Source organism: Alloalcanivorax profundimaris, from assembly GCF_015265435.1.
Classification (GTDB): domain Bacteria; phylum Pseudomonadota; class Gammaproteobacteria; order Pseudomonadales; family Alcanivoracaceae; genus Alloalcanivorax; species Alloalcanivorax profundimaris.
The window spans coordinates 1-13,209 of the sequence record NZ_JABJWH010000004.1 but is presented as its reverse complement, the minus strand read 5'-3'; the positions used below and the strand labels follow the sequence as shown (position 1 = coordinate 13,209).

Here is a 13,209-nt window from a genome sequence, read left to right as displayed (position 1 = left end):
GGTGCGCCTTTTTGTGTATCCGCTTTTTGACCTGACGCACGTGTCCGTCAATCGGCCGCCGGCTCCAGGGTCACCCACCAGGGCAGGCGCCGCCGGACGCGCACCGGCAGGGCGGCTTCCAGCATGGCCAGGGCGCGGTCGGTGTCGTCCAGGGGATAGGTGCCCATCACCGGCAGGCCGGCCACCGCCGGGTCCACCGCCAGATGGCCATGGCGATAGCGGGCCAGCTCCGCCACCAGCTCGCCCAGGGGGCGCTCCTCGGCGATCAGCAGGCCCCGGGTCCAGGCCTGGCGGGCCGGATCGGCATCGACCAGCGGCGCGATGCGGCGGCCATCGAAGCGGGTGCGGCGGCCCGCCGGCACGGTGCGCTCGGCGCCGCTGGCGGCGGCGCGCACGCGCACCGCGCCCTGGTACACCGCCACCTCGGTGCCGTCCCCATCCCGGCGCACCCGGAAGCGGGTACCGAGCGGGCGCAGTTCACCGGCGCCGGTGGCCAGCCACAATGGCCGCGGGTCGGCGCCGGTGTCCACCAGCACTTCGCCGGCCACCAGGGTGAGTCGGCGCCGTCGGCGGTCGAAGTCCACGTTCAAGGCACTGTTGGTGTTGAGCCAGACGCGGGTGCCATCGTCCAGCGTCAGCGCCCGGCGGCCACCCACCGGCGTGTGGTAGTCGGCGCGCCAGGCCCAGGCCAGCTCCGGCAACGGCGAATGGCGCCAACCGGCCCAGCCGAGCGCGCCGCCGGTGGCCAGCACCGCCAGCCCCTTGAGCGCCTGGCGGCGGGACAGGCGGTGCTCGCGCACCCGGTCCAGGGCGCCACCGGCCAGGTCCGGATCGCCGTCGGCGCGCAGCCGGCCGAAGCGACGGCCCACGGATTCCACATAGTCCCAGGCGCGGCGGTGGCGCGGGTTGGCCTCCAGCCAGCGCCGCCAGGCCTCGTGCTCCGCCGCCGAGACGTCCTCGTCGCCCAGGGTGGCGAACCATTCCGCGGCCTGCTCAAGGCTGCGATAGTCCGGCGCGCCCTGATCCGGCAAGGTGGAGTCCGGGGCGCTCATCGCGATACGCCCTGGTGGAAATCAGCTTCCAGCAGCGCGCAGTGCAGCATGGCCCGGGCCATGTACTTCTTCACCATGCGCTCGGACACCTCCAGGGCGGCGGCGATCTCCCGGTAGGTCCGGCCGTGCAGCTGGGCCATCAGGAACGCCCGGGCCACCTTGTCCGGCAGGCGCCGCAACAGGGCATCCACCTCGCACAGGGTCTCGATCACGATGGCCTGGTGCTCCGAGGAAGGCGCCATGGTTTCCGGCTGCTCCGCCAGCACCGCCAGCCAGGCCCGCTCCACTTCCCGGCGGCGCCACAAATCCACGCACAGGCCCCGCGCCACGGTGCTCAGATAGGCGCGCGCGCCCTCGGCGCTGTCGAAGCGGCGGGGCCGGCGCAGCAGGCGCACGAAGGTATCCTGGGCCAGGTCGGCGGCGGTCTCGGAGCAGCCCAGGCGGCGCCGCAGCAACTGGTGCAGCCAGCCGTGGTGACGGGCATAGAGATCGGCGACGGACTCGGTGGGCGCGCTCCCGGTCACGAACAGCTCCGTTATTGAATGGAAATTATTCTCATTCTCTACGCGGCGGCCCGGCGGGTCAATTCCCGCCGTCCCGGGCGGGGGTGCTATGCTCGGCGCTTATCCTCAAGTCCGGAGCGCCCATGATCATCGTTCATCACCTGGAACATTCCCGTTCGCAACGCATCCTCTGGCTGCTCGAGGAGCTCGAGCTGCCCTACGAGATCGAACACTACCGCCGCGACCCGAATACCAGCCTGGCGCCGGAGAGCCTGCGCCGCATCCACCGCCTGGGCAAATCCCCGGTGATCAGCGACGGCGACACCGTGCTGGCGGAATCCGGCGCCATCATCGAGTACCTGGTGGAGCGCTACGGCGACGGCCGCTTCAAGCCGGACCCGGCCAGCCGGGCCTGGCTGGACTATGTGTACTGGCTGCATTTCGCCGAGGGCTCGCTGATGCCGCTGCTGGTGATGAAGCTGGTGTTCGGCCGGGTCGCCACCGCGCCCATGCCGTTCTTCGCCAAGCCCATCGCCCGCAAGATCAGCGGCCGGATGAACAGCGAGTTCCTGCAGCCGCGACTGCAGGACCAACTGGCCCTGGTGGAAGACCATCTGGCGCGCAACACCTGGTTCGCCGGCGACGACCTGAGCGGCGCCGACGTGCAGATGAGTTTCCCGCTGCAGGCGGCGGCCTCCCGGGCCAACCTGGATGCCCTGCCCCATATCCGCGACTTCATCCAGCGGGTGGAGGCGCGGCCCGCCTACCAGCGCGGCATCGAACGGGGCGGCCCGCTGCAGTTGCTGGGCGCCTGAAGCACGCCGGGGGGCGGGCAACGCCTCCCGGCATCAATGCAAATTGTGACACAGCTCAAAAAACGATCCGATCACTCTGACGCCGCTCCCCTTCCCCCGTTATTCTGAGTTCCGGGTCGCCATCGACCCCACCAAATAATTACAAGCGCTCACAGTAAGTTACTGATTCAAGGGCGAAACCGGCCTAAGCTTCCGGAAGTGCGTACCAGGCTTCGATTAAAAAATCGGCTTTTTTACCGATTCGGGGAACTATGATTTTACTCTACTTCTTGATCGCGCTGGCCGTGGGCTTCCTGATCTCGGAAGGGGTGCAGCGCTATCTCGCCCGCCGCCGGGAGGAATGACCGCCGGCGCGTTAAACACTGTTAAAGCCGTGAAATACGTCACGGGGTGTTGTCTATACTGATGGCCTGTTCATTTTTCACCGTCAGGGAGACACACCATGAAGAAGACGCTTTACGCCCTGGGCCTGGCCGGCACGCTCGGCCTGGCCGCCTGCCAAAGCCAGCCCATCGACCCCAAAGCCTCCAACACCGTCTATCAGGGCGTGCTGCCGTGCGCGGACTGCGCCGGCATCAAGACCACGCTGACCCTGTACCGCGACCAGGACGGCGAAGCCTCCCGCTTCGAGCTGCGCCAGCAATACCTGGATCGCGGCGACTCCGGCTCCGGCCAGGTGGAACGGGGCAACTGGGTGGACCAGCGCATGCAGCTGGACGGCCAGAGCTACCCGCTCTACGTGCTTAACCCGGACGAGCCCGAGGAGCAGTTCCGCTTCGTGCAAAACCGCCGCAACGCCGTGGAGATGCTCAACGCCGACGGTCAGCGCATCGATTCGGACTTCAACTACACCCTTATGCAGCAGTAAATTCCCTCCCGCCGGAAGCGGCCCGCGCCGCTTCCGGGCAGGCCGTCACGCCCCCAACCGGTGCAAATAGGAATGACTTGCATTTGAATACGCAAGTGCTAGACTCCCGGGCACTCTGGCGGCACCGTCCCTTTTCCGCTCTCTTTCCAGATGGCGGCGGCCGCCCGTCAACCGGAGTTCGGACATGACTTCTTTCCTGCACTTTCAACTCCCGGAGTGGTTCACCGCCGGCGGTCCCGCCATGTGGTTGCTCGCGCTCCTGTCCGTGGTGGCCCTGGCCACCCTGATCGCCAAGATGCTCCAGTTCGGCCGCATCCGGCCGGTTTCCAGCAAGCAGGCGGACGCCCTGCTCGAGCGCCTGGAGCGCGGCCAGGCCCCCGCCGACCTGGAAGCCGGCCAGGCGCCCATCGACCGGGTGATCCTCCAGGCCTGGGACAACCGGGCCATGGACCCGGCAAGCTGGGAAGAGGACAGCCTGCGCCGTGGCCGCGAGGCCCTGGAAGACATGCGCGGCGGCCTGCGCACCCTGGAAGTGATCAGCGCCCTGTCGCCGCTGATCGGTCTGCTGGGCACCGTGTTCGGCATGATCGGCGCCTTCCAGGCCCTGGAATCCGCCGGCTCCCAGGTGGATCCGTCGATTCTGTCCGGCGGTATCTGGGAAGCGCTGCTGACCACCGCCGCCGGCCTCACCGTGGCGATCCCGGCCCTGGCCGCCTTCCACTGGGCGGACCGCACCATCGAGCTGTGCCGCGAAAAACTGCAGGACCGCCTGGCCCGCCTCAAGGTCCAGGTGCGCCGCCAGGGTGACCTGGCCGAAGCGCCCGCCGCCGAGGCCACCGCCGACGCTCCCCGCCGCCGGGCGGTGGCCGGCTGATCCATGCATCTGGAACCGGAACGCCACCGCTCACCGAGCATCAGCCTGACGCCACTGATCGATGTGGTGTTCATCCTGCTGGTGTTCTTCATGCTGGCCAGCCGCTTCGGCGACTGGAAGGACCTGCCGGTGAACGTGCTGCCCAGCGAGGAAAGCACCGACCAGCAGGACCGCGACTGGCTGACCCTGACGGTGACCGAAAGCGGCCAGGTGCGTATCGGCGACACCGATTACGCCCTGGGTGAGCTCGCCGCGCAGTTGGACGCCGGCCAGACGGTGCTCATCACCGGCGAACCGGACGCCCCGCTGCAGGCCGCCCTGGCCACCCTGGACGCGGTGCGCGCCGCCGGCGTCGAGGACGTGCAGCTGGAGCTGATGCCATGAATCTGGAGTCGCCGGACAGCGGCCGCCGCCCGCCCCTGGAGCCGGTGCTGCCGCTGATCAACGTGGTGTTCCTGCTGTTGATCTTCTTCATGGTGGCCGGCCAGCTGGCGCCCCGTCCGGAAGGGGACGCGGAAGCGCCGGGCAGCGAAAGCGCCGCCACCGACGAAAACCCGGACCAATTGATGCTGGTGCTGGACACCGACGGCAAGCTGCTGCATGAAGGCCAGCCGGTGGACGCCGAAACGGTGGCCGCCCTGGTGGAAGCCCGCCGTGGCGAGCGGCAACGGCAAGCGGCCAACGCCGAGGACGGCGACGCCCCCGGTCAGGAACCGGTGCGCCTGCTGGCCGACGCCGGCACGCCCCTGAAAAGCCTGCGCGCCAACCTGGAACTGCTGCGCGAGGCCGGCATCGAGGAAGTCCGTCTGGTAACCCGGAGTGAGAGCGCCCCGTGAGCCGTAAACCGCGCCTGATTCTCGCCTGGACCCTGGCCCTCCTGGCCCACGCCAGCCTGCTGCTCACCATCGAGAGCCTGACCCTGGCCGGCGGCCGCCCGGCGCGCCCCGGCGTGCAGCAGGCGGTGACCCTGAACCTGGCCCAGAAGCCCACGGAAAGCGCCGTGAGCACGGCGCCGGAACCGGCCCCGGAGGCCAAGCCGCAACCGGAGCCGACTCCGAAACCGGAACCCAAGCCGGAGCCGAAGCCCGAGCCCAAACCAAAGCCGAAGCCCAAGCCGAAGCCGGAACCCAAACCCGAGCCCAAGCCCAAGCCGAAACCCAAGCCCGAGCCCAAACCAGAACCGGAGCCGGAGCCCCAGCCCGAGCCGCCCCCGGAGCCCGAACCCACTCCGGAACCGGCCCCGCGACAGGGTGCCCCGGCGGACAAGGTGGACGAGCAGACCCGCGTCGCCTCCGGCCAGCAACAGCCCCAGGGCCAGAAAGGCATCGCCGGCGACCCGGGCAAGGGCGTGCACCGCAGCGGCGACCACGACAACCTGCTCAACCGCTACCTGCGCAAGGTGCGCGACACCATCGAGTACAACAAGGAATACCCGGCCCGGGCGCGCATGCGCCGGCAGCAGGGCGTGGTGGAAGTGAGCTTCGTGCTGGACAGCAACGGCCGCGCCAGCGACGTGACCCTGAAAAGCAGCTCCGACAGCCGCATCCTCGATCAGCAATCGGTGGAGCTGGTGCGCCGCCTGCGCTTCCCGGAGCCGCCGGCGGAGCTGGCCGGCGAGCCGATCTCGGTGACCGTGCCGATTCACTATACGCTCTAGAGGGAGGCTCCGGGGCCTGTGGGGTTCTATCCAGGCCCGCGTCCCGGAGTGATCCCCCTTCCGGGAACGCCGTGAACCCGTCCATGGGGGCTCCCGGTCAAACATCCTGTTTGACAGGGTCCCGGAAGGGGGATCACTCCGAGACGCTACGAGGTAACCGTCACGGGTTGGCTCCGGAGTTCTGTTGGGGGGATTTGTTTGTAGGAGCGACTGGGCGCTACTCCTCGCCCCAGCGCTTCACCAGGGTCTGCGGCACGCCGAGCTGATCAAGGATGCGCGCCACCACGAAATCCACCAGATCGTCCACGCTCTCCGGCCGGTGATAGAAGCCCGGCGCGGCGGGCAGGATGGTCACCCCCAGCCGCGCCAGTTTGAGCATGTTCTCCAGATGGATCGCCGAGAACGGGCTTTCCCGGGGCACCAGGATCAACTGGCGGCGCTCCTTGAGCGCCACGTCGGCGGCCCGCTCGATCAGGTTGTCGCTGGCGCCGCTGGCGATCGCCGACAGCGTGCCCGTGGAGCATGGGCACACCACCATGGACGCCGGCGCGCCGGAGCCGGAAGCCACCGGCGCGGTCCATTGCTCCAGGCCGCACACCACCAGCCGGCCCTTGTCGGTGCCGGCGAAGTCGCGCAGCGCCGCCTCCGCCTTGCCGGTGCCCGCCGGCAGCGCCAGATCGGTTTCCATGCCGATCACCACCCGCGCCGCCTTGGAGAGGATCACGAACACCTCGCAATCCGCCGCCAGCAGACAACGCAGCAGGCGCAGTCCGTAGGGCGCCCCGGAGGCGCCGGTGAAGGCCAGGGTCACCCGTTGCCGCGCCTCGCTCATGCGAGCCTCCCGCGCAGCGCCGTAAGCAGCTTCTCGTGGACGCCGCCGAAGCCGCCATTGCTCATGATCACAACGTGCAGCGGGCCCGGCTCGGCGGCCACGGTGGCCACCAGCTCATCCAGATCCCGGGACACCGAGGCCGGCACCGGCGACTCCGCCACCACCGGATCCAGGGACCAGTCCAGCCCCGGCGGCTGATACCAGATCACCCGGTCGGCGTCGGCGGTGCTGGCCGCCAGGGCGTCCCGGTGACGGCCCAGACGCATGGTGTTGGAACGCGGCTCGATCACCGCCAGCACGCGCTCATCGCCCACCTTGCGCCGCAGGCCTTCCAGGGTGGTGGCGATGGCCGTGGGATGGTGGGCGAAGTCGTCGTAGACGCACACCCCGCCGATCTCGCCGCGCAACTCCATGCGCCGCTTCACGCCCTGGAATTCGCACAGGGCGGCGGCGCCGTCCGCCAGGGTCACGCCCACATGGCGGGCGGCCAGCAGCGCCGCCATGGCGTTGTTGACGTTGTGGCGGCCGGTCAGGTCCCAGTCCACCCGGCCCGCTTCGTGGCCGTTGTCGAGCACGGTGAAGGCGCCGCCGTCGGCGCGCTCCAGCCGGTAACCCGGCTCACCGTCCTCGGCGAAGCGCTCCACCTCGCTCCAGCAGCCCTTCTCCAGGGTCTCTTCCAGGGCCGCCTCGCCGGCGGGCAGGATGATGCGCCCCTGGGAGGGGATGGTGCGGATCAGATGGTGGAACTGGGTCTGGATGGCGCCCAGATCCGGGAAGATGTCCGCGTGATCGAATTCCAGATTATTGAGGATGGCGGTGCGCGGCCGGTAATGGACGAACTTGCTGCGCTTGTCGAAGAAGGCGGTGTCGTACTCGTCCGCCTCCACCACGAAGAACGGCGTGTCGCCAAGCCGGGCGGACACGCCGAAGTTGCCCGGCACGCCACCGATCAGATAGCCCGGCGCCAGGCCGGCGTATTCCAGAATCCACGCCAGCATGGAGCTGGTGGTGGTCTTGCCGTGGGTGCCGGCCACCGCCAGCACCCAGCGTCCGGGCAGCACCACCTCGGCGAGCATCTGGGCGCCGGAGGTATAGGGCAGGCCCTGGTCGAGCAGGTATTCCACCGCCGGATTGCCCCGGCTCAGGGCATTGCCCACCACCACCAGATCCGGCGCCGGGTCCAGTTGGGCCGGGTCGTAGCCCTCGATCAGATCGATGCCGGCGGCGGCCAGTTGATCGCTCATGGGCGGGTAGACGTTCTGGTCGGAGCCGGTGACCCGGTGCCCCTTGGCCCGGGCCAGCAGCGCCAGCGACCCCATGAAGGTGCCGCAGATGCCGAGAATATGAATGTGCATGAAAACCTCGAAAAACAGCTGCAGGCAGGATACAACATCGGCTGCGACTTTGAATCGTTCGAGGAGAGACCATGCTGACAATAACCAGCCCCGAGGAACTGAGTGCCTGGGAGGGCAAGGAACTGGGCGTCACCGAGTGGATGACGATCAGCCAGGAACGCATCGACCAGTTCGCCGAGGCCACCGGCGACTTCCAGTGGATCCATGTGGACGCGGAACGGGCGGAGAAGGAATCGCCGTTCGGCGGTACCATCGCCCACGGCTACCTGACCCTGTCGCTGATCCCCATGTTCAAGGACCAGATCTACACCATCGAGGGCGCCAAGGCGGGCATCAACTACGGCCTGAACGGCTGCCGTTTTCTCGCCCCGGTGCCGTCCGGCGCCCGCGTGCGCGGGCGCTTCATCATGAAGTCCGTGCAGCAAAAAGGCGAAGGCCGCTACCTGCTGTGCAACGAAATCACCATCGAGCTGGAAGGCAGCGACAAGCCCGCCTGCGTGGCCGAAAGCCTCGGTATGGTGCTTTTTTAGTTAACAGTTGATAGTTGATAGCTGCGCGGGAGAGTTCCTCGGCGCATTAAAGCAAAGAGGCCGCGCCCATACCTTGGGCGCGGCCTCTTCGTTTTCGGGCTCCACGGGCTTTGCCCGCGTCGCTATCAACTATCAACTGTCCACTATCAACTGTCTTTTTAGTGGCTAATCATCCAGGGCCGCGCGGAGGGAAACATCTTCTTGCCGTCGGCGGTGTAGAAGACCTTCGGCTTGGCCTTGGCGTGGTGGCAGCAGCCCTGTTCCTTTTCCGAGTGGTGGTTGCCCCGGCGCGGTTCGTGGGCGGCCCGTTCGTTGCGCGCGAAGGCGGCGCGCCGTTCCGGGGACATGTCCAGTACCGTGGGCGCCACCAGAATCACCCGGGCGCACAGCGTCCCGCAGGTGGGGCAGGCGCGGGTTTCCCCCGCGTCCGCCACCTCCACCAGCTGGTGAAACAGGCCATGCTCGGCGCACTTGTAGTCGTACAGCGGCATGCGTTCGCCCTCCCCTATTTATCCTTGGCCAGCGGCACGTCGGTGCTGCCGGCGACGCTGTGTTGTGGCCCGTCCGGCCCCGGTTTGACGTCGAAGTCGAAGATGTCCGTGGGCAGCCACAGGGTGGCGCAGGCATTGGGCACATCCACCACCCCGCTGATGTGGCCCTGCACCGGCGCGCAGCCGAGCAGCGAGTAGGCCTGGGCGCCGCTGTAGCCGAATTTCTTCAGATACTCGATGGCGTTGAGGCAGGCCTGCCGGTAGGCGATGTGCACGTCCAGGTAGTGCTGCTTGCCCTGCTCGTCCACGGAGATGCCTTCGAAGATCAGGTAGTCGTCGTACTTGGGCGCCATGGGGCTGGGCTTGAAGATCGGGTTCTTGATGGCGTACTTCTCCATGCCGCCCTTGATCAGGTGCACGCGCATGTGAATCCAGCCGGCCATTTCGATGGCGCCGCAGAAGGTGATCTCGCCGTCGCCCTGGCTGAAGTGCAGGTCGCCCACGGACAGGCCGGCGTCCTTCACGTACACCGGGAAATAGACCTGGGAACCCCGCGACAGATCCTTGATATCGCAGTTGCCGCCGTGTTCCCGGGGCGGCACCGTGCGCGCCCCCTCGGCGGCGGCGCTGTCCCGTTCACCGCCCTTGAGCTTGCCCATGTGGGCGGTGTCGGCGAACGGCAGGTTGACCAGGCCGGGCACGCGGTCGGGCTCGGTGTCGTAGAGTTCCTTCTCGCGGTCGTTCCATTCCTTGAGCATTTCCTTGGACGGCAGGCAGCCAATCAGCCCGGGGTGAATCATGCCGGCGAATTCCACGCCGGGGATGTGCCGGGACTTGGTGAACATGTCGTTGAAGTCCCAGATGGTTTTCTGGGCTTCCGGGAAATGTTCGGTGAGGAAGCCACCGCCGTTCTGTTTCGAGAAGAAGCCGTTGAAGCCCCACTGGCTTTCGTCGAAGGCGCCGATGTCGAGGATATCGACCACCAGCAGGTCACCGGGCTCGGCGCCTTCCACGCCCACCGGGCCGGTGAGGAAATGCACCTGGGTGAGATCCACGTCGCGCACATCCTCGGCGTTGTCGTTATTGCCGATCTGGCCGCCGGTCCAGTCGTGGCATTCGACGATGAAGTCGTCGCCGGGCTTCACCATGGCGGCCATGGGGATGTCCGGGTGCCAGCGGTTATGCACGCCTTCGTTGTCGTAGGGGGATTTGTTCAGATCGATCTTGATGATGGTGTCAGCCATGGTGCCTCCGGTTGGCAAGCCTGTTTTCGTTATTAGAGTAGTCAGCATGGGCGAGCGGGGGCATTCGTGAAAGGGCCGATGGGGGTACGTCAGATGACGTATTGTTCGCGGGTGGCTGTCGCGGAGTGAGTTCTTTCATGGGCCGGTTCCTCCAGCGTGGGACGCGAGCCAGCCGGTGGTCGCGGCTGAAGCCGCTCCTACGGCATCCTGTCCGGCAGGAGCGGTTCAGCCGCGATCCACGTCAGCCGGCCTGCATGGCCTCGGGCATCACGCCGCTGACCACCATGAAGGTGAGAATCAGCAGGCCGAACGCCAGCGCCAGCCCCAGCAGCGGCCCCACGGCGAAGGCCCGGTGGAAAATGAAACTCTGGATCGCCAGCTGCCAGCTCACCACGATCAGATAGAGGCCATCCACGAACGGCGGCGTGCCGCCCACCGCATGACCGATCAGCAGCAACGGCAGCGCCACCAGGGTGAGCAGGATATCCACGCCAAGCAGTGCCATCATGGTCTGCACCCAGCGCCCCAGCAGTTGCTTGAAGGCCAGCACTCCGGTGGTGGCACCGGCCAGCACGGTCAGGGAGATCAGCTGCACGCCCACCATCTGCGCCAGGGTCAGCCCGGCCTGCAGCGAGGCCGCCAGCATTTGCAGCGCCAGCCACACGGCCAGCATCAACGCCAGCAGCGGCGGGATGTAGGGCATGTCCTCCGGGCCGCTGCGGAATACGCACAGCCGGGCGAACAGTTTCAGCAGAGCATTCATCGCGACGTCCCCGGGCTTGTTCGGCCGCGTATTGTTCCAGAGCCGCGCCCGGGACTCCACTTTTGCCGGCCCGGGCATGTAACTGACTCTTTAGTGGGCTAGAATGCGCGGCTGAATCCCAGCAGGAGTCCGCCATGGCGCGCAAAAACGCTTTCTACGCTCAGTCCGGCGGTGTCACCGCCGTGATCAATGCCTCCGCCGCCGGCGTCATCGAAGCCGCCCGCGACAACAAGGCCACCATCGGCAAGCTCTACGCCGGCCGCAACGGCATTATCGGCGCCCTCACCGAGGACCTGATCGACACCTCCAAGGAAAGCAAGAGCGCCATCGCCGCGCTCAAGCACACCCCGGGCGGCGCCTTCGGCTCCTGCCGCTACAAGCTCAAGGATCTGGAATCCTCACGGCGCGAGTACGAGCGCCTGATCGAGGTATTCAAGGCCCACGACATCGGCTACTTCTTCTATAACGGCGGCGGCGACTCCGCCGACACCTGCCTGAAGATCTCCCAGCTGTCCAAGACCATGGGCTACCCGATCCAGGCCATCCACGTGCCCAAGACCGTGGACAACGACCTGCCGATCACCGACGTCTGCCCGGGCTTCGGCTCGGTGGCCAAGTACACCGCGGTGAGCTGCCGCGAAGCGGCCCTGGACGTGGCCAGCATGTGCGCCACCTCCACCAAGGTGTTCGTGATGGAAGTGATGGGCCGCCACGCCGGCTGGATCGCCGCCGCCGCCGGCCTGGCCAAGGACAAGCCCGAGGACGCGCCCCACGTGATCCTGTTCCCGGAGATCGCCTTCGACCAGAAAGCCTTCCTCAAGAAGGTGGACGACACCGTCAAGAAAGTGGGCTACTGCGTGATCGTGGTCTCCGAGGGCGCGCGCACCGCCGACGGCACCTTCCTGGCCGACGCCGGCACCACCGACGCCTTCGGCCACAAGCAGCTGGGCGGCGTGGCGCCGGTGCTGGCGCAGATGGTCAAGAACGAGCTGGGCTACAAATACCACTGGGCGGTGAGCGACTACCTGCAGCGGGCGGCCCGCCACATCGCCTCCGCCACCGACGTGGACCAGGCCTACGCGGTGGGCCGCGCGGCGGTGGAATTCGCCGTCGCCGGCAAGAACGCGGTGATGCCCACCATCGAGCGCAAGAAAACCAAGAAATACGGCTGGACCATCGGCGAGGCGCCGCTCAAGAAAGTGGCCAACGTCGAGAAAAAGATGCCGCGCAAGTTCATCAGCAAGGACGGCTTCGGCATTACCCCCGCCGGCCGCGCCTACCTGGAACCGCTGATCGGTGGCGAATCCTACCCGCCCTACAAGAACGGCCTGCCGCAGTTCGCGGAGCTCAAGCTGACCCCGGTGGCGAAGAAGCTCAACGACCACTTCGAGGTGTAAGCTGCCGGACTTTTCCCTGCTCGCGTGGACACTGATCCTGGTGTCCACCTACATCACCGGCGTCTCCAAGGGCGGATTCGCCGGCGGTTTCGGCTCCCTGTCCGTGCCGCTGATGTCCCTGGCCATTGGCCCCATGCAGGCCGCCGGCCTGCTGCTGCCGCTGCTGATCGTCATGGACGTGCTCAGCCTGCGCGCCTGGTGGGGCCGCCACGCCGCCGAGGAAGTGAAACGCCTGGTGCCCGCCGCCGCCGTGGGCATCGCCATCGGCACCCTCACCGTGGGCAGCCTGGACGAGAACAAGGTGCGGTTGATGCTCGGGGTGATCTCCCTGGCCTTCGCCGCCTACATGCAGTTCAAGCCCACCGTGCACAGGCGCCCGGGGCGGATCTGGGCGGCGCTGTGCGGCACCGCCAGCGGCTTCACCAGCACCCTGGCCCACGCCGGCGGACCGCCGGTGAACCTCTACCTGCTGCCGCGCGGGCTGCGCAAGGAAGCCTTCATCGCCACCAGCGTGGTCACCTTCGCCTTTATCAACGCGCTCAAGATCGGCCCCTTCATCTGGCTCGGCGAACTCACCCTGGACAGCCTGGGCACCTCCGCCCTGCTGATTCCGGTGGCCTGGCTGGGGGTGCGCAACGGCATCTGGCTGCAATCCCGGGTCAATGAGCGGCTGTTCTACCGGCTGATCATCCTGTCCATGGCGCTGATCGGCGTGCAGCTCATCTGGCGCGGTCTGGGCGGCGCCTAGGTGTGTAAAGCCACCAGGTTGTTCAGTAAGGGCAGCCGGCTGACGGGAGGCAGATAGCCAAGGCTGGAATGGGGTCGATG

Annotated in this window: 16 protein-coding genes; 9 read left to right on the top strand and 7 right to left on the bottom strand. The window is 67.3% G+C overall.

Features of this window, described 5'->3' with window-relative positions:
* Nucleotides 1–47: 47 nt before the first annotated feature.
* The gene (locus HMJ39_RS00840) at nt 48–1,052 is read right to left on the bottom strand and encodes a FecR domain-containing protein (protein WP_194295917.1); all 1,005 of its coding nucleotides are present in this window, start codon (nt 1,050–1,052) and stop codon (nt 48–50) included.
* The gene (locus HMJ39_RS00835) at nt 1,049–1,576 is read right to left on the bottom strand and encodes a sigma-70 family RNA polymerase sigma factor (RefSeq protein WP_194295916.1); all 528 of its coding nucleotides are present in this window, start codon (nt 1,574–1,576) and stop codon (nt 1,049–1,051) included. The genes HMJ39_RS00840 and HMJ39_RS00835 overlap by 4 nt, the downstream gene beginning before the upstream one ends.
* A gap of 122 nt (nt 1,577–1,698) precedes the next feature.
* Between HMJ39_RS00835 and HMJ39_RS00830 the strand changes: the two genes are divergently transcribed.
* The 6 genes from HMJ39_RS00830 to HMJ39_RS00805 all read left to right on the top strand — a co-directional run bounded on the left by HMJ39_RS00830 (nt 1,699) and on the right by HMJ39_RS00805 (nt 5,769).
* Nucleotides 1,699–2,370 (top strand): glutathione S-transferase, encoded by a 672-nt coding sequence (locus HMJ39_RS00830; RefSeq protein ID WP_161383982.1) that lies wholly within the window; start codon nt 1,699–1,701, stop codon nt 2,368–2,370.
* Nucleotides 2,371–2,812: 442 nt separating this feature from the next.
* Nucleotides 2,813–3,238: a copper resistance protein NlpE gene (locus tag HMJ39_RS00825; RefSeq protein ID WP_161383983.1), complete on the top strand. Its 426-nt coding sequence runs from the start codon at nt 2,813–2,815 to the stop codon at nt 3,236–3,238.
* A gap of 184 nt (nt 3,239–3,422) precedes the next feature.
* Nucleotides 3,423–4,112 (top strand): MotA/TolQ/ExbB proton channel family protein, encoded by a 690-nt coding sequence (locus tag HMJ39_RS19010; RefSeq protein WP_161383984.1) that lies wholly within the window; start codon nt 3,423–3,425, stop codon nt 4,110–4,112.
* Nucleotides 4,113–4,115: 3 nt separating this feature from the next.
* Complete coding sequence (locus HMJ39_RS00815) at nt 4,116–4,496, top strand: ExbD/TolR family protein (RefSeq protein WP_161383985.1); 381 nt, start codon at nt 4,116–4,118, stop codon at nt 4,494–4,496.
* Complete coding sequence (locus HMJ39_RS00810) at nt 4,493–4,948, top strand: ExbD/TolR family protein (protein WP_161383986.1); 456 nt, start codon at nt 4,493–4,495, stop codon at nt 4,946–4,948. The genes HMJ39_RS00815 and HMJ39_RS00810 overlap by 4 nt, the downstream gene beginning before the upstream one ends.
* The gene (locus HMJ39_RS00805; protein WP_194295915.1) at nt 4,945–5,769 is read left to right on the top strand and encodes an energy transducer TonB; all 825 of its coding nucleotides are present in this window, start codon (nt 4,945–4,947) and stop codon (nt 5,767–5,769) included. Before HMJ39_RS00810 ends, HMJ39_RS00805 begins: the two co-directional genes overlap by 4 nt.
* Before the next feature lie 217 nt (nt 5,770–5,986).
* Here the strand turns inward: HMJ39_RS00805 and HMJ39_RS00800 are convergent, their stop codons facing one another.
* Both HMJ39_RS00800 and mpl read right to left on the bottom strand, forming a co-directional pair.
* Complete coding sequence (locus HMJ39_RS00800) at nt 5,987–6,601, bottom strand: flavin prenyltransferase UbiX (RefSeq protein ID WP_194295914.1); 615 nt, start codon at nt 6,599–6,601, stop codon at nt 5,987–5,989.
* Entirely contained in the window at nt 6,598–7,956 is a 1,359-nt protein-coding gene (mpl, locus tag HMJ39_RS00795) for a UDP-N-acetylmuramate:L-alanyl-gamma-D-glutamyl-meso-diaminopimelate ligase (RefSeq protein ID WP_194295913.1), read from the bottom strand. The genes HMJ39_RS00800 and mpl overlap by 4 nt, the downstream gene beginning before the upstream one ends.
* Before the next feature lie 71 nt (nt 7,957–8,027).
* Here mpl and HMJ39_RS00790 point away from each other — a divergent pair, with 71 nt between their 5' ends.
* Nucleotides 8,028–8,486, top strand: a complete 459-nt coding sequence (locus HMJ39_RS00790; RefSeq protein ID WP_161383990.1) for a MaoC family dehydratase — start codon at nt 8,028–8,030, stop codon at nt 8,484–8,486.
* Nucleotides 8,487–8,644: 158 nt separating this feature from the next.
* Here HMJ39_RS00790 and HMJ39_RS00785 read toward each other — a convergent pair whose 3' ends face one another.
* From HMJ39_RS00785 to HMJ39_RS00775, 3 genes are all read right to left on the bottom strand, one after another.
* Nucleotides 8,645–8,977 (bottom strand): FmdB family zinc ribbon protein, encoded by a 333-nt coding sequence (locus HMJ39_RS00785; protein ID WP_194295912.1) that lies wholly within the window; start codon nt 8,975–8,977, stop codon nt 8,645–8,647.
* A gap of 14 nt (nt 8,978–8,991) precedes the next feature.
* Nucleotides 8,992–10,221: a formamidase gene (gene fmdA, locus HMJ39_RS00780; RefSeq protein WP_194295911.1), complete on the bottom strand. Its 1,230-nt coding sequence runs from the start codon at nt 10,219–10,221 to the stop codon at nt 8,992–8,994.
* Nucleotides 10,222–10,462: 241 nt separating this feature from the next.
* Complete coding sequence (locus HMJ39_RS00775; RefSeq protein WP_161384156.1) at nt 10,463–10,984, bottom strand: hypothetical protein; 522 nt, start codon at nt 10,982–10,984, stop codon at nt 10,463–10,465.
* A gap of 134 nt (nt 10,985–11,118) precedes the next feature.
* Between HMJ39_RS00775 and HMJ39_RS00770 the strand changes: the two genes are divergently transcribed.
* Together HMJ39_RS00770 and HMJ39_RS00765 are read left to right on the top strand one after the other, a co-directional pair.
* Nucleotides 11,119–12,381 (top strand): 6-phosphofructokinase, encoded by a 1,263-nt coding sequence (locus tag HMJ39_RS00770; protein WP_194295910.1) that lies wholly within the window; start codon nt 11,119–11,121, stop codon nt 12,379–12,381.
* Between the two features lie 40 nt (nt 12,382–12,421).
* Entirely contained in the window at nt 12,422–13,129 is a 708-nt protein-coding gene (locus tag HMJ39_RS00765; protein ID WP_256244712.1) for a sulfite exporter TauE/SafE family protein, read from the top strand.
* The last annotated feature ends 80 nt before the right edge of the window (nt 13,130–13,209 follow it).

What these genes read in the sequence shown, in the direction of transcription:
- HMJ39_RS00840 (WP_194295917.1), bottom strand. Translation starts at nt 1,052, where the DNA reads ATGAGCGCCCCGGACTCCACCTTGCCGGATCAGGGCGCGCCGGACTAT.
- HMJ39_RS00830 (WP_161383982.1), top strand. Translation starts at nt 1,699, where the DNA reads ATGATCATCGTTCATCACCTGGAACATTCCCGTTCGCAACGCATCCTC.
- HMJ39_RS00825 (WP_161383983.1), top strand. Translation starts at nt 2,813, where the DNA reads ATGAAGAAGACGCTTTACGCCCTGGGCCTGGCCGGCACGCTCGGCCTG.
- HMJ39_RS19010 (WP_161383984.1), top strand. Translation starts at nt 3,423, where the DNA reads ATGACTTCTTTCCTGCACTTTCAACTCCCGGAGTGGTTCACCGCCGGC.
- HMJ39_RS00815 (WP_161383985.1), top strand. Translation starts at nt 4,116, where the DNA reads ATGCATCTGGAACCGGAACGCCACCGCTCACCGAGCATCAGCCTGACG.
- HMJ39_RS00810 (WP_161383986.1), top strand. Translation starts at nt 4,493, where the DNA reads ATGAATCTGGAGTCGCCGGACAGCGGCCGCCGCCCGCCCCTGGAGCCG.
- HMJ39_RS00800 (WP_194295914.1), bottom strand. Translation starts at nt 6,601, where the DNA reads ATGAGCGAGGCGCGGCAACGGGTGACCCTGGCCTTCACCGGCGCCTCC.
- mpl (WP_194295913.1), bottom strand. Translation starts at nt 7,956, where the DNA reads ATGCACATTCATATTCTCGGCATCTGCGGCACCTTCATGGGGTCGCTG.
- HMJ39_RS00790 (WP_161383990.1), top strand. Translation starts at nt 8,028, where the DNA reads ATGCTGACAATAACCAGCCCCGAGGAACTGAGTGCCTGGGAGGGCAAG.
- HMJ39_RS00785 (WP_194295912.1), bottom strand. Translation starts at nt 8,977, where the DNA reads ATGCCGCTGTACGACTACAAGTGCGCCGAGCATGGCCTGTTTCACCAG.
- fmdA (WP_194295911.1), bottom strand. Translation starts at nt 10,221, where the DNA reads ATGGCTGACACCATCATCAAGATCGATCTGAACAAATCCCCCTACGAC.
- HMJ39_RS00775 (WP_161384156.1), bottom strand. Translation starts at nt 10,984, where the DNA reads ATGAATGCTCTGCTGAAACTGTTCGCCCGGCTGTGCGTATTCCGCAGC.
- HMJ39_RS00770 (WP_194295910.1), top strand. Translation starts at nt 11,119, where the DNA reads ATGGCGCGCAAAAACGCTTTCTACGCTCAGTCCGGCGGTGTCACCGCC.